Annotated in this window: 15 protein-coding genes; 12 read left to right on the top strand and 3 right to left on the bottom strand. The window is 53.2% G+C overall.

Features of this window, described 5'->3' with window-relative positions:
• Positions 1-135 precede the first annotated feature (135 nt).
• The 7 genes from iolD (at position 136) to NYE54_RS19645 (ending at position 9,366) form a co-directional block, all read left to right on the top strand.
• The gene (iolD, locus tag NYE54_RS19675) at positions 136-2,001 is read left to right on the top strand and encodes a 3D-(3,5/4)-trihydroxycyclohexane-1,2-dione acylhydrolase (decyclizing) (RefSeq protein WP_339265571.1); all 1,866 of its coding nucleotides are present in this window, start codon (positions 136-138) and stop codon (positions 1,999-2,001) included.
• Between the two features lie 253 nt (positions 2,002-2,254).
• Positions 2,255-3,151, top strand: a complete 897-nt coding sequence (iolE, locus tag NYE54_RS19670) for a myo-inosose-2 dehydratase (RefSeq protein WP_339265569.1) — start codon at positions 2,255-2,257, stop codon at positions 3,149-3,151.
• 268 nt (positions 3,152-3,419) lie between these two features.
• Positions 3,420-4,433, top strand: a complete 1,014-nt coding sequence (iolC, locus tag NYE54_RS19665; protein ID WP_339265567.1) for a 5-dehydro-2-deoxygluconokinase — start codon at positions 3,420-3,422, stop codon at positions 4,431-4,433.
• A gap of 251 nt (positions 4,434-4,684) precedes the next feature.
• On the top strand, positions 4,685-6,130 hold the full coding sequence (locus tag NYE54_RS19660) for a CoA-acylating methylmalonate-semialdehyde dehydrogenase (RefSeq protein WP_339265565.1): 1,446 nt from the start codon (positions 4,685-4,687) through the stop codon (positions 6,128-6,130).
• Positions 6,131-6,154: 24 nt separating this feature from the next.
• Positions 6,155-7,186, top strand: coding sequence for an inositol 2-dehydrogenase (gene iolG / locus NYE54_RS19655; protein ID WP_339265563.1), 1,032 nt, complete (start codon positions 6,155-6,157; stop codon positions 7,184-7,186).
• A 218-nt stretch (positions 7,187-7,404) separates the two neighbouring features.
• Positions 7,405-8,205, top strand: coding sequence for a 5-deoxy-glucuronate isomerase (iolB, locus tag NYE54_RS19650; protein WP_339265561.1), 801 nt, complete (start codon positions 7,405-7,407; stop codon positions 8,203-8,205).
• A gap of 150 nt (positions 8,206-8,355) precedes the next feature.
• Entirely contained in the window at positions 8,356-9,366 is a 1,011-nt protein-coding gene (locus NYE54_RS19645) for a LacI family DNA-binding transcriptional regulator (protein WP_339265559.1), read from the top strand.
• Between the two features lie 209 nt (positions 9,367-9,575).
• On the opposite strand, the gene NYE54_RS19640 is transcribed toward NYE54_RS19645, so the two are convergent.
• A complete protein-coding gene (locus NYE54_RS19640; protein ID WP_339265558.1) occupies positions 9,576-9,845 on the bottom strand; it encodes a helix-turn-helix transcriptional regulator in 270 nt (89 codons plus the stop codon).
• Positions 9,846-10,005: 160 nt separating this feature from the next.
• Here NYE54_RS19640 and NYE54_RS19635 point away from each other — a divergent pair, with 160 nt between their 5' ends.
• Together NYE54_RS19635 and NYE54_RS19630 are read left to right on the top strand one after the other, a co-directional pair.
• Positions 10,006-10,191, top strand: a complete 186-nt coding sequence (locus NYE54_RS19635) for a hypothetical protein (protein ID WP_339265557.1) — start codon at positions 10,006-10,008, stop codon at positions 10,189-10,191.
• Positions 10,192-10,262: 71 nt separating this feature from the next.
• Positions 10,263-10,853: a TetR/AcrR family transcriptional regulator gene (locus NYE54_RS19630; protein WP_339265556.1), complete on the top strand. Its 591-nt coding sequence runs from the start codon at positions 10,263-10,265 to the stop codon at positions 10,851-10,853.
• Between the two features lie 140 nt (positions 10,854-10,993).
• On the opposite strand, the gene NYE54_RS19625 is transcribed toward NYE54_RS19630, so the two are convergent.
• The gene (locus NYE54_RS19625; protein ID WP_339265555.1) at positions 10,994-11,974 is read right to left on the bottom strand and encodes an NADH:flavin oxidoreductase; all 981 of its coding nucleotides are present in this window, start codon (positions 11,972-11,974) and stop codon (positions 10,994-10,996) included.
• A 170-nt stretch (positions 11,975-12,144) separates the two neighbouring features.
• On the opposite strand from NYE54_RS19625, the gene NYE54_RS19620 reads away from it, so the two are divergent.
• A complete protein-coding gene (locus NYE54_RS19620) occupies positions 12,145-12,375 on the top strand; it encodes an Lrp/AsnC family transcriptional regulator (protein ID WP_339265553.1) in 231 nt (76 codons plus the stop codon).
• Entirely contained in the window at positions 12,372-12,557 is a 186-nt protein-coding gene (locus NYE54_RS19615) for an Lrp/AsnC ligand binding domain-containing protein (protein ID WP_339273571.1), read from the top strand. Before NYE54_RS19620 ends, NYE54_RS19615 begins: the two co-directional genes overlap by 4 nt.
• Before the next feature lie 172 nt (positions 12,558-12,729).
• On the opposite strand, the gene NYE54_RS19610 is transcribed toward NYE54_RS19615, so the two are convergent.
• Positions 12,730-13,338, bottom strand: a complete 609-nt coding sequence (locus NYE54_RS19610; RefSeq protein WP_339265552.1) for a TetR/AcrR family transcriptional regulator — start codon at positions 13,336-13,338, stop codon at positions 12,730-12,732.
• Positions 13,339-13,563: 225 nt separating this feature from the next.
• On the opposite strand from NYE54_RS19610, the gene NYE54_RS19605 reads away from it, so the two are divergent.
• Positions 13,564-14,322: an SDR family oxidoreductase gene (locus NYE54_RS19605; protein WP_339265550.1), complete on the top strand. Its 759-nt coding sequence runs from the start codon at positions 13,564-13,566 to the stop codon at positions 14,320-14,322.
• The last annotated feature ends 22 nt before the right edge of the window (positions 14,323-14,344 follow it).

Genomic DNA, 14,344 nt, shown 5'->3' with positions numbered 1-14,344 from the left:
GGCATACACTTTCTGTAAAGCGCTTAACTCTTAGATGGTTAAGCGCCTCGATCCAACAGGTTAAGCGCTTAATTCACATTAAGTTTTATCCATAGGATGCAACGACGATGAAAAGCTGAAAAGGAGATGAACCGGTTGACGACGACACGATTAACGATGGCGCAAGCACTGCTGAAGTTTTTGGATGCACAGTATATTTCTGTTGATGGAGTGGAGACGAAATTCGTGCACGGGGTGATGGGGATATTCGGACACGGGAATGTAACCGGTCTTGGCGAGGCCTTGGAACGAAGCTCGGGAGAACTGGTTTATGTTCAGGGCAAAAACGAACAGGGCATGGTGCATACCGCCACGGCATACGCAAAGCAAAAAAACCGGCGGCAGATATGGGCCTGCACCTCGTCCATCGGACCCGGTGCGCTCAATATGGTCACCGCCGCAGCTACGGCAACGGTGAACCGCATCCCGGTACTCCTGCTGCCTGGTGACAACTTTGCCTGCCGCCAGCCTGATCCGGTGCTGCAGCAGATTGAGGCCCCGTCGGATTACACCGTGTCGGCCGCAGATGCATTCAAGCCAGTGAGCCGGTATTGGGACCGGATTTCCCGGCCGGAGCAGCTTATCGCGGCCGCCCGGCAGGCGATCCGCGTGCTGACCGATCCGGCGGAGACAGGGGCGGTTACGCTGGCGCTGCCTCAGGACGTGCAGGCCGAGGCGTACGAATATCCGGATTCGCTGTTTGAGAAAACGGTACACGTCATCGACCGCCGCCCGCCGTCGGCGGAAGGACTGAAGCGTGCGGCGGCACGGATTGCAGCCAGCAAGCGTCCGCTCATCATTGCAGGAGGAGGCGTGCACTACAGCGAAGCTGCCAAGGATCTGGCTGCATTTGCGGAAGCTTTCGGCATCCCGGTCGCTGAAACGCAGGCCGGCAAAAGCGCGCTTTCCTGGAAACACCCCCTGAACCTCGGCGCCATGGGCGTAACGGGCTCGCTGGCGGCGAATCGCGTCGCCGCGAAAGCTGATCTGATTATCGGCATCGGCACCCGGTATTCTGACTTTACAACGTCCTCCAAATGGGCGTTTCAAAGGGAGGACGTATCGTTCCTGAACCTGAATGTCAACAGCGCGGACGGCGCCAAGCTCGGCGGCGAAGCGCTGATTGCCGATGCGAAGGAAGGGTTGAAAGCGCTGCATCAGATGCTGTCTAGGGACGGCTATCAAGCGGGTTACGAAGAAAACGAGCTTGCCAGTTTGAAAGCAGAGTGGGACAGCGAGGTGGACCGCCTGTACGCTGCCGAGCATCCGGACGGCTTGTCGCAGACGAGAGCCCTTGGCGTCATCAATGAGGTCATCTCCCCATCTTCCGTCATCGTCTGTGCGGCAGGCAGTCTGCCGGGAGACCTGCACCGGTTATGGAGACCTTCCGAACCGAAGACGTACCACATGGAGTATGGCTTCTCCTGCATGGGGTACGAGGTGAGCGGCGCCTTGGGTGCGGCCCTCGCGGAGCCGGACCGTGAAGTCTATGCGCTGGTCGGCGATGGCAGTTACCTGATGATGCATTCGGAGCTGGTCACCAGCTTGCAGGAAGGGCGGAAGATAACGATTTTGCTGTTCGACAACCACGGTTTCCAATGCATTCATAATCTGCAGCGGAGCAACGGCAGCGACGGGTTCGGCAATGAGTTCCGACGCCGCGAAGAGGGGACTGGTCGCTTGACCGGAGAGTACATCCCGATTGATTTTGCCGCGCACGCGCGTGCGCTCGGCGCTAAAGCCTACAAGGCCAACAGGCCGGAGGCGCTGCATGAAGCGCTGCTCCTGGCGCAGAAGGAAAACGTGACAACGCTGATCGAGATTCCGGTCGTTCCGGGAACGAACACCGACGGTTATGAGTCCTGGTGGCGCGTAGAGGTGCCGGAGGTGTCGGCCTCAAGCAAGGTGGCCGAAGCGCAGCGCCAGATGGCGGCCCGAAGCAAGGAAGCAAGGCACTACTAGCGGCTGGAGCAGGCGCCATACTATTTGGCCCGGTGAAGAAAGCTTAAATTCGGGTGGCCGGCGACGGAAGGCAAGCTATACAAGCGACTAGGGGCAAGGAAGGATAAATAAGCGACTCGGAGCACGGAAGACCGCACAAGCGCTTCGGAGCAATGAAGGATAAACAAGTGCCTCTGGAAAGGAAGCCGGTCGAACTTAAGGGCCAGGAGGAAAGAAGCAAACCCCTGCTAAACAAAGCAAAGGAGCGATGGTAATGAGTGACAGGCTGTTCAAGCTAGGGATTCATCCGATTAACTGGGTCGGCGAGGACGTTAGGGACCATGGAGACGACACGACGTTTGAGATGATTGTGGATGATATTGCGGCTTTGGGTCTGACAGGCACGGAGATGGGAAGGAAATTCCCCGAGGATCGGGCAGTGCTGAAACGGGAGCTGGATGCGCGCGGCATTCAGTTGGTCTCCCAGTGGAAGTCGGTGCTGTTCTCCGATCCCGACTATCGCAGGCAGGAGCTGGAGGATTACCGACGGCACGCGGAGTTTCTGGCCGGGTTAGGCAGCAAGGTGATCAGCACGGCGGAGGTAGGGGGATCACTTCATTTCGATCCCCGCCGGACGCCGAATGAGAGCATCGTTCTCCGTCTGGATGACGCCGGATGGGAAAGCCTGGCGGAAGGACTGAACCAGGCTGGAGAGATTGCGGCAAGCTACGGCATGAAGCTGGCTTATCATCATCATGGGGGCACGGTTGTGGAACAGCCGAACGAGATCGACCGGCTGATGTCCATGACTAACCCTTCGCTGGTGTCTCTCCTGTACGACACCGGTCATGCCTATTACGGGGGAAACGACCCGCTGGAGCTGCTCCGCAAGCATTATGACCGGATCGCGTATATCCATCTGAAGGATATCCGGCTTGATGTGCTGGAACAGGCGCGCCTGGACAACTGCGATTTCGTAAGCTGCATCCGCAGGGGCGTGTTTACGGTTCCTGGCGACGGATGCATCGATTTTGCGCCGATTATCAAAGAGCTTGTTGAACGCGGCTATGACGGCTGGGCGATGCTGGAGGGTGAGCAGGATCCTGAGATGCATCCTGCCAAAGAGTATGCTCAACGGGCGATTGAATACCTGGACGGCCTGGAGACCTGACGAAGATGCAGGGCTGAAGCCACGGCTCGAGGGTCGAGTCAGGCTCAAGGCGATGCGACTGAGTTTGAGGGTGGAATCGTAACATACTTATCGACAAAAGTAAACTCATTCAAGTGCGGGCGGAGCGATCTGGGAGTGTCTACCGGTTGGAAGTATTTTTGAACTGTAAGTATTACGAGAGCTGCAAATGATTACGGCCATTAGCGAACGGAGTCATGCAGTCATATGAATGCTCAGCCGCGGCCGATCTGATCAAGGAGGTTTATCCATGAGTGAAATCACGTTCAATAACGCAAAACCGATGGATTTTGTGGCTGTAGGGAGGCTGTGCATCGACCTGAATGCCAATGAGATTAACCGGCCGATGGAGGAAACGACCACGTTTACCAAATATGTCGGAGGATCACCCGCCAATATCTGTATCGGGATGGCCCGCCTGGGCCTGAATACAGGCTTCATCGGCAAGGTGGCGGACGATCAGATGGGGCGTTTTATTACAAAGTACCTCGAAGATAACCAAATTACGACGAAGGGCGTGACAATCGATCGTACGGGAGCCGTAACGGGTCTGGCCTTTACCGAGATCAAGAGCCCGACCGACTGCAGCATTCTAATGTATCGCGACAACGCTGCGGATTTGCTGCTGGAAACAGGGGACGTGAGCGAGGAGCTGATCGCCTCCGCCAAAATGGTACTGATCTCCGGAACCGCGCTCGCGGCTAGTCCTTCCCGGGAAGCCGTGTTTCTGGCTCTGGACTATGCCAAGCGCCACGGCGCCGTGATCGCGTTTGACCTCGATTACCGTCCGTACACATGGAAATCCCCGCAGGAGACGGCAACCTATTACAATTTAGCGGCGGAATCATGCGACATTATCCTCGGCACGCGCGAAGAGTTTGACATGATGGAGCAGTTCGGGGGCAATCCGGAGCGCAGCGATCGCATCACGGCGGCCAAATGGTTTGATTATAACGCCAAGATCGTGATTATCAAGCACGGCAAGGAAGGCTCCATCGCATATACCCCAGACGGTGCCAGCCATACGGCTCGGAGCTTTCCGGCGAAAGTCATCAAGACGTTCGGGGCGGGGGATTCATACGCTGCCGGCTTTCTGTACGGCCTGATGCAGGGCTGGACCATCGAGCGCTGCATGGAATTCGGCAGCGCGGCGGCTAGCATCGTCATCTCCAGCCACAGCTGCTCCGATGCGATGCCGACGAGCACGGCGGTTCACGATTATATCGAGTGCTGCAAGCGAGGCGAGATTACTGCCAATACCTGAGTTTAGTCCATGCTCAGGATCTTTATTGAGATCTATCAATACTGAGATTTCGCCCGTTCATAAGATTTCGTGTTTTTGAGATAAGGCCTGTTTTGTGATTACCCTTGTTCGTGAGATTACTCCTGTTCTTGAGAGTGTATTCTTTCTAGAAATTTCACCCCTACTTGTGATTTTGCTAATCTTCATTTCTTGTAGAGCAGAGCATTCATTTTTTTATCTTTACTGATCCAATCGAAAGGGGCATACCAGCCATGACGCAAACCCTTAGCAATTATATCGGCGGACAATTCGTTCCATCCCGATCCGAAACAACCGATCCCGTATACAATCCGGCAACGGAAGAGATTCTTGCTTACGTCCCGCTATCCACGAAAGAGGAAGTGGATCAGGCCGTACAGGCGGCCGCCAAAGCGGGACGTACCTGGGCCAAGACGGCCGTGCCTCGCCGCGCGCGCATTCTGTTCAAGTATCAACAGCTGCTCGTGGAGCACTGGGAGGAGCTGGCGCGCCTGATTACGGCGGAGAACGGCAAAAGCTATGCCGAAGCCCACGGCGAGGTACAGCGCGGCATCGAGTGCGTGGAGTTTGCCGCCGGTGCGCCTACGCTGATGATGGGCAAGCAGCTTCCTGACATCGCCACCAATCTGGAGTCCGGCATGTACCGGTATCCGATCGGCGTAGTGGCGGGCATCACGCCGTTCAACTTCCCGATGATGGTGCCGTGCTGGATGTTCCCGCTCGCCATCGCTTGCGGCAATGCGTTCGTGCTGAAGCCGTCGGAGCGCACGCCGCTCTTGGCTCAGCGTCTGGCGGAGCTGTTCACAGAAGCCGGTCTGCCGGAGGGCGTTCTGAATATCGTTCACGGCGCTCATGATGTGGTCAACGGCATTCTGGAACATCGCGGCATCGCCGCCGTATCCTTCGTGGGCTCCCAGCCGGTGGCGGAGTATGTGTACAAAACCGCTTCTTCCCATGGCAAGCGCGTGCAGGCTTTGGCAGGGGCGAAGAACCACAGCATCGTGATGCCGACTGCGGAGTTGGATGGGGCCGTGACCCAGATCGTCAGCGCGGCCTTCGGTTCTGCCGGCGAGCGCTGTATGGCCTGCTCCGTCGTCGTGGCCGTGGGCGACGTGGCGGAACCGCTGATGGAGAAGCTGAAGCAGGCGGCCGATGAGATTACCATCGGCAACGGAGCGGACGAAGGCGTTTTCCTCGGGCCGGTTATTAGGCAAGCTCACAAGGAGCGCACGATCCGTTATATCGAGGCGGGCGAGCAAGAAGGCGCTAAGCTGGTTCGTGATGGTCGAAGCGACGAGGCCGTGAGCGGTGACGGATATTTTGTCGGACCGACGATTTTTGATGAGGTGACCAGCGAGATGAAGATTTGGAAGGACGAAATTTTCGCCCCGGTGCTGTCCGTCATGCGGGCGGAATCGCTGGAGGAAGCGATTGAAATCTCCAACCGCTCGGACTTCGCGAACGGGGCCTGCCTGTTCACGCAGGATGGCAGCGACGTGCGCCAGTTCCGTGAGCATATCGATGCCGGCATGCTTGGAGTCAACCTCGGCGTTCCAGCGCCGATGGCGTTCTTTCCGTTCTCCGGTTGGAAAAATTCTTTCTATGGGGATCTGCATGCGAATGGAACGGACGGCGTGGAGTTCTATACCCGCAAGAAAATGGTAACAGCGCGTTGGTAGCCCTTAAGCAGAGGAGACGTTCATATGAAAACTATTAATATCGGCATTATCGGTGTTGGACGAATCGGCAAAATCCATGCGGATCATCTGCTGCGCACGCCTGGTGCGAAAATTGCGGCCATCAGCGATTTGTTCGCCGGCGACGAGCTGAGGGCCTGGGCTGCGGAACGCGGCATTCCTATGGTTACGACTAATAGTAACGATATCATGGAACATCCGGATATCGATGCCGTGTTGATCTGCTCCTCGACGGATACGCATGTCCCGCTGATCAAGCAGGCTGCGGCGAACGGCAAGCATATTTTCTGCGAGAAACCGGTCAGCATGAGCGTGGATCAGACCCGCGAGGCGCTGGCGGCCGTGGAAGCGGCCGACGTAAGTCTGCAGATCGGCTTCAACCGCCGGTTTGACCATAACTTCAGCAGGGTTCAGGAGATTGTGTCAGAGGGAAGAATCGGGGAAACGCATCTGATTAAGATTACTTCGCGCGATCCTAGCCCGCCCCATCCGGATTACATTAAAGTGTCCGGCGGGCTGTTTATGGATATGGCCATTCATGATTTCGACATCGCCCGTTTTCTATCGGGCAGCGAGGTGATCGAAGTGTACGCCCAGGGAGCGGTACTGGTGGACCCTGCCATCGGAGACCTGGGCGACATCGACACCGCCCTCACAACGCTACGGTTTGAGAGCGGAGCGCTTGGCGTCATCGACAACAGCCGCAAGGCCGTCTACGGTTATGATCAGCGGATCGAGGTGTTTGGCTCCGGAGGCAGCGTATCCGCCGATAACGACTATCCAAGCACCGCTGTTATCAGCGGTCCGGACGGCGTCACCCGCGACAAACCGCTGTATTTCTTTCTTGAGCGGTACAAGGAAGCGTACATGAACGAGACGCGGCAATTTATCGAAAGCTTGCAGAACGGCACCCCGGTGCCGGTCAGCGGCCATGACGCCCTTCAAGCAGAGCTGATCGCCCTGGCGGCCAAGCGTTCGCTGCAGCAGGGCCGCCCGGTAAAGCTGGCCGAGCTCACCACCGGCATTTCGGCAGGCTAAATCTGGAGAGTCTGTAATTGGCAGCATGATGTGATGTAGGGAGATGCCTAAGCTGGCTGAACAAGAAGATATAACCGTTTGTATTCGCTAAGTATCTGCTTGAAATCGGTATATGAGAAGCTGTTGCCAAAGCGCTGGAATATCTTGCTCAAACGGGAGAGCGTATCTATTGAAACTACATCATTAACAGACCAAATCCATAAAAGAGGAGGAACACCATGCCGAACTTAATTGTACCCATAACGACGCCGGACCTGGACGGGCGCGTGCTGTCCATTACGCCGGAAAGCGCAGGCTGGGCATATGTGGGCTTTGAAGTATTTCGTTTAAGGGAAGGACAGACGCTGAGCCGAGCCACGGGAGATCAAGAAGCGGCTCTTGTTCTGTTAACCGGGCGAGCCGACGTGAAGGCAGGGGGAGAGAGCTGGGACAACATTGGCAAGCGCATGAGCGTGTTTGAAAAGACGCCTCCCTATACGGTTTATGTGCCATCACAGAAACAGTTCGAGGTCACGGCATTAACCGAAATGGAGCTGGCCGTGTGTCTTGCTCCGGGGAAAGGCACTCACCAGGCCCGTCTCATCGCGCCTAAAGATGTCGGCGTGGAGAACCGCGGGAGCGGGAGCATGTCGCGTCTGGTGCATAATATTTTGCCGGAGCAAAAGCCGGCGGATAGCCTATTGGTGGTCGAGGTGTTTACGGATGGGGGCAACTGGTCCAGCTACCCACCGCACAAGCATGATCGCGATGAGCTGCCGGAGGAATCGCTGCTGGAGGAAACCTACTACTACCGGGTTCAGCCGGAGTGCGGTTTTGCCGTTCAGCGGGTCTATACCGATGACCGTTCGCTGGACGAAACGATGGCGGTCAAAGACGGCGAGGCCGTAATGGTGCCCGAGGGCTATCATCCGGTATCCGCGCCTCCCGGGTATGATGTGTACTACCTGAACGTCATGGCGGGGCCGAAGCGAATATGGAAATTCCGCAATGATCCGGATCATGATTGGCTTATGAGATAAAGCAAGCTAAGTCAGGGAACGTGCTATGGACCAGGATCCTAGGTGTGCATGTCTGCAGGCAGTATTAACGACAAAACGGCCTTGCGTTAAACGAGATGAAAGCCCATAATAAATTGAAATAGCCAAAATTAAACAAATGGAGCACAAGGGATGATAAGAGCGACTATTTATGACGTTGCGCGCGAAGCCGGCGTTTCCATTGCTACCGTCTCTCATGTCATGAACGGCAAGGGCAAGATCAGTCGCGAACGTCGTGAGGAGATTCTGGATATCATGCAGCGCCTGAATTATCGGCCGAACGCGATTGCCTCAGCTCTCGCCGGCAAAAAAACCTATACCCTGGGATTGCTCGTCCCCGACATCTCCAACCCCTTTTTTGCCGAGATTGCACGCTCGGTCGAGGATCACGGGCATCAGCTTGGATACAGCGTGATCATCTGCAGCACGGACAACCAGGAAGAGAAGGTAAAACGCTATGTCAGCCTGCTGAGGCAAAAGCAGGTGGATGGCGTTATTATCGGTACGGGCGTATCCCATGGTGAGCTGCTCAAGCCGTTTCAGGAGCATTCGCTGGCTATAGCGCTTATCGCCCGGGACAATCCGGCACTTGGAGCCAGCAGCGTTCGGGTTCATGACTTGGAAGGGGGCCGTCTCGCTGCTGAGCATCTGCTTCGCCTGGGTCACCGCAGGCTGGCCGTACTTGCCGAGCATGAACGGGTGACGAGCAGCAATGAGCGGGTAAGGGGTTTTGTCGAAGCTGCCGCCTCGTTCGGTTTAGGGCTTTCCCCCGACTATATTGCGGCCTGTGACCATAAGATCGAGGACGGATTCAGACGAGCCAAAGTTATGTTGGAGCTGGAGGAACCGCCTACTGCGCTGTTTTGCTGCAACGACATGCTGGCGATCGGCGCCCTGCAGGCGATTCGCGAGCTCGGGCTGCGCGTTCCTGAGGACTGTTCGGTCGTCAGCTTTGACGATACGATTCTGGCCCGAGTAACAGATCCGCCGCTCACTGTTATTGCCCAGCCGATGGAACAGATGGGCCGCCTAGCGGTGGACCTTGTGGTCAGGAATCTGGCCAGCCAGGGAGAACCTGTACAGCGCATTGTGCTCCCCCCGGAGTTGATCATTCGCCGATCCACGGCCCCGCCACCGGGATAAAAAATCTTCTGGAGACAATAGGTTACAAAAAAGAATCATTTTCTAGTTAAAACGGACAACAGAGTCGTTATCAATGGGCATTGGCAGTCGAATTGCTGCTATCTGCTAAATAACGTCTCTAAAGTCCGTTTTTGGTTTAGAATTTTATTTCGATTACATAAGGTTTTCTTAGATTCGAAAGTACACGCCGAGACACCAATTAGCAACCGTTACAGGGCTGAATGATCCGCATCTTTTGAGGTTTTGCGGAACTCCGCGGGTGCTACACCTTTGTACTTGTGAAATGCTTTACTGAAATGAAATTCATCATGAAATCCGCATGCGTTAGCGATAAACCTCAGGGTATACGACGTGTATGCCAAGTAACGCTCTGCATGGCGCATACGGATGTCGGTCAGGTAGTCCTTGGGAGAAACATGCAGATGCTTCATGAACAGCTTTCGCAAATACGACTCCGAAATGGCATGTTTCTTAGCCAACGCTCCAATATGAAGCGGATCGGCGTAATGGTCCTCGATGTCGGTTTTAATCCGCTGATAAACCTCAGGGGACGGGTTCTACGGATTCCGCAGTCCGAATCGGGAGAAAGGCTCTGAGGAACGGCAGGCCGATATTATCGCGAGCAATCTGAAGGCATACATGGAGCGCGAATACATATCCGGGATGTTTATATGGCAATTTAGCGATTGCCGAGTGACGGAAGGGCTTGGATGGCTGCTGAATCGTTCATGCACGCGGAACAGCAAAGGTATTGTAGATGAATATCGTCGTCCGAAGCTGGCGTATGAAACCGTTCGACGAATCTTTTCGGGGGAACTCGGGTAATATTTGACTGAGTGGTACATAAACCCTATACTTTTAGGTAACAAAGATCATGTTCAAAAGGGATGAGGGGAATGACCACGAACGGAAGACCGCGTGAGTTCAAGAAGGAAGCTGTCATTGATGCTGCCACGGACGTATTCTGGTCCAAGGGTTATGAAGCGAGTTCCACGCAAGAACTGTGCGAGAAGACAGGGCTGGGTAAAGGGAGCCTGTACAATGCGTTCGGCAGCAAGAATGAGTTATTCGAGCAGGTGCTTCGACGTTACAATGATGAAGGCCTGGAGATATCCAGAGAGATTCTGGGCCAGTCCATCCCGGTTAAGGATAGGCTGCGCGCCTTGTTTGAATGGGCAATCGGCATGGATTTTTCGGACCCGAACCACCGCGGCTGCATGGCGGTTAATATCAGTATGGAACGGGCTGGGCGGGACCCGATGGTTGAACGGATATTCGGGCAATATATTTATGATCTTGAGGAAGACTTGATCAGCGTGATGGAAGAGGCGATACAATCGGGGGAAATTCCGGCTGAACGCTCTGCAAAGCAGCTGGCTAGCTTATTCTTAAGCAGCTACTATGGACTGCGGGTGATGAACTCCGCTACGATGAATCGCGAGCTGGCCGATCGAATCGTCGAAAGTACACTCGACGTTATTTTCTAGATTATAGATGAAATTGATCGGTATTAAAGAAAAGGCCGTATCCAAGGGTGGTTCAAATCTACCTACCTTTGTGGATGCGGCCTTTGGCTTTCTTATTGAAGTGCGCAAATAAACGAATATATGTCACTTGAGATGGAGTATTAGGCTAAGGACAGCATTTTTTCACCGAAATTGGCATCCTCCAGCAATGGGCGGCCGATGGCTATCATATCTGCTATCTCATCTGCTAGAATGAAATTGGCGAACGCTTGGGTGCGGATATTGCCGACCACGATCACCGGTATTTTTACATATTGTTTGATCACTGCAGCATAAGGTGTTTGGTAGCCCTCCGGTGTGGCTAAAGGTGCAGCAGGAACGAGACCGCCCGAAGATACGTGCACGGCATCAAGTTCGGATTCCAGGTACGTCAAGGCGAGTGCAACCTCTGCTGGTGTCAGGCCGCCATCGGCAAAGTCGGATGCAGAAACCCGCAATTGCACCGGGTAATTGATCCCTACTTCGGTTCGGATGGCCCCCAGAACTTCTTGGATCAATCGGACTCTGTTCTCCAGGCTTCCTCCATATGTGTCTGTTCGCTGATTTGACAGCGGAGAGAGAAACTGGTGGAGAAGATGACCGTGGGCGGCATGAAGCTCGATTCCATCAAAGCCAGCCTGCAGGCTTCGATGAGCAGCCATCCGGAACTGTTCGATGACTGCGTTAATGTCGGCTTGGGACATCGTTTGTGGCAGTCCATATTCATCGTCGTAGGCAATCGAACTAGGGGCTAATCTTTTTTCGGTGACGCTGGGCCATGCTTTTCTGCCGGCGTGGGTCAATTGGATGAAGATGGGCGTTCCTTTTGAATGGACCTCATCGACAATCTTACGTAATGGAGCCGTATGCTGTTCGGTATATATCCCGATATCATCCGGGAACAGACGGCCATTTGCGGACACCACGGTAGATTCGATAATGATTAAACTGACATGTTCTGCCCGTTCACTGTAAAATTTCACATGATGATCGGTTGCATAAGAATCCGGCGTTCCCTGATTTTGCTGCATAGGAGCCATGATCATTCGGTTCTTCAATTGTACCGTTCCGATTTGTATAGGATCGTGCAGGTTGATTGTCATTGTATATTCCTCCTTGAATGAATGCTTGTTAACCTAGCTCTATTGTATAAATCATAGCCCTATAGTTACAGATGAAACCCAAGGAATCCCTACCGTATTACTTTGAATTTATAAGCGTTTCGCACATCCAACTTTGAAATTGAATTTGGGTAAGACAGAGGAGTGTAATCATGGATCAGATTGATCTTCAAATCTTGGAGCTGTTAAAAAATAATGCAAGAATCTCCTTCTCCGAATTGGGGAGAAAGGTCAATATGACGCAGCCTGCGGTATCCGAACGTGTGAAGCGTCTGGAGGAGAAGGGCGTAATTACGGGGTATCGTGCGGTTCTATCTCCTGACAAAATGGGGAAGGGCGTAACGGCCTTCATCCTGTTTAAGCCAGTCATTGTGACCGGCTGACGGCATTCGCCAAACAGTCGCAGGAGGTCACCCAGATTTATCAAGTCAGCGGACAATACAATTTTCTTATGAAAATCGAAACTGCTTCCATGAAGTCTCTCGAAGCCTTCATCTATGATTGCAGCGAGTATGGACATACAACGACCATGACGGTTCTCTCCACTCCTCTGGAACAAGAATAAGAATATCCGCGGGAGATAAGACTGGTTCACGATCTGGACCGGATCGGCGGCAGGGGGCTTTGTAAGAAAAACCGTTAATTCAACAACCAAAACCATCAACCCGTTCAATTTGCGTTTTGAACGGGTTGATGGTTTTTCTACGTTATTTTTCTACGTTATCCGCTCATTGATTTCAAGTAAGGTCCGTGCGCTTAATCTGTGTTCTTACGCTTCTCGGCCTCCAGTTGATCATGAGAACCAGTTGATCTCTCATATAAGGGACGGGGTATTGGAAATTGTTCTCGATCCAGTGGAATACCAGGCCTAGTAAGGCGTGCATGTTGTAGATGATGAGTAGTTCATGGTTGAGTTCTCCCCTGGGGTAGTCCAAATCCTCCATGGCGATTTGTTTTAATGCCGAGAACATTTTATCCCGGACAAGGGGTAGAACATCGCTTTTGAATAAGGCCGTATATACGTCTGCATTTTGGTGAATATAATCAAATATTTTTACCGCATTGGCAGGCAGCTCATCGATATGAAACACGTCGACTTCCCCGTAAGGAGCCCTGAAGGATGCGATCAGCTCCTCCATTAAAGGAGTCAGGATATCATCGAGAAGAGCCTCTTTGTTGTCGTAGTGGGTATAGAAGGTTCCTCGATTGTAATTGGCTAACTCTACGATTTCCGTAATGGAAATGCTGGAAAAGCTCTTCTGCGAGAGGAGTGATAGAAGCGCTTGCTTTAAAGCTTCTTTGCTGCGGACGATGCGACGATCGGTCATTTTATTGCTTGTTTGCATAGATTCGATTCCTTTCGGTTAAAAATATAACGAATTTAATAGTTAAAATATAAACAATTTTATGATTTTTGTTCGGTATCGTACATTTCCACGCTTTTTAATGATTGTGACCTAAATCATACTACGATTATACTAGAATTGACATATGTCGTGTATTGTACAGTTGTTGATTTGTTGTCCTTGATTTCCAAAATGATATCACAACCTATTATGGGGGTATGGAACGTGAGATTATCTGGTAAAGTTGCGATTGTTACAGGTGCTGCTTCCGGTATGGGAAAAGCGACAGCGGAACTGTTTGCTGCCGAAGGCGCAAAAGTTGTCGTGTCTGACCTGCGTCTTGAGGCGGCGCAAGCCGTTGTTGACGAAATTACAGCAAAAGGCGGCACGGCCCTGGCACTGGTAGCGAATGTGGCCAAGGAAGAAGATGTGCAGCAGTTGGTTGGTGCTACTGTTAATGCATATGGAACGCTTGATATTTTGATCAACAATGCCGGCATTATGGACAACTTCGTACCGGCTGCGGATCTAACGGATGAGTTGTGGGATCGCGTATTTGCCATCAATACAACAGGACCGATGAGAACTATTCGTAAATCATTGCCAATCTTCCTGGAGAAAAAGAGCGGGGTCATTGTCAACATTGCTTCTGCTGGAGGGCTTATGGGGTCCAGAGCAGGTGCAGCGTATACGGCCGCTAAGCATGCTGTTGTCGGATTAACCAAAAATGTCGGTTTTCAATATGCAACGCAGGGAATCCGGTGCAATGCGGTTGCTCCAGGCGGCGTCAGCACGAATATCGGCACCACTCTAAACGCGCCGAATTCGTTTGGTATGGAGAGAGCTATGGCTGGTATCAACCTGAACCCACGGGCAGGGGAACCGGAAGAGATCGCAAAAGTGGTATTGTTCCTGGCTTCAGATGAAGCCAGCTTTGTAAACGGTACTGTTGTTACAGCCGATGCAGGCTGGACTGCCTATTAATAAGCATTTGCAAGCACTAGGG

Source organism: Paenibacillus sp. FSL K6-1330 (assembly GCF_037976825.1).
Lineage (GTDB): Bacteria > Bacillota > Bacilli > Paenibacillales > Paenibacillaceae > Paenibacillus_AQ.
The sequence above is the reverse complement of the archived record's forward strand: the minus strand, read 5'-3'. Positions and strand labels throughout refer to the sequence as shown.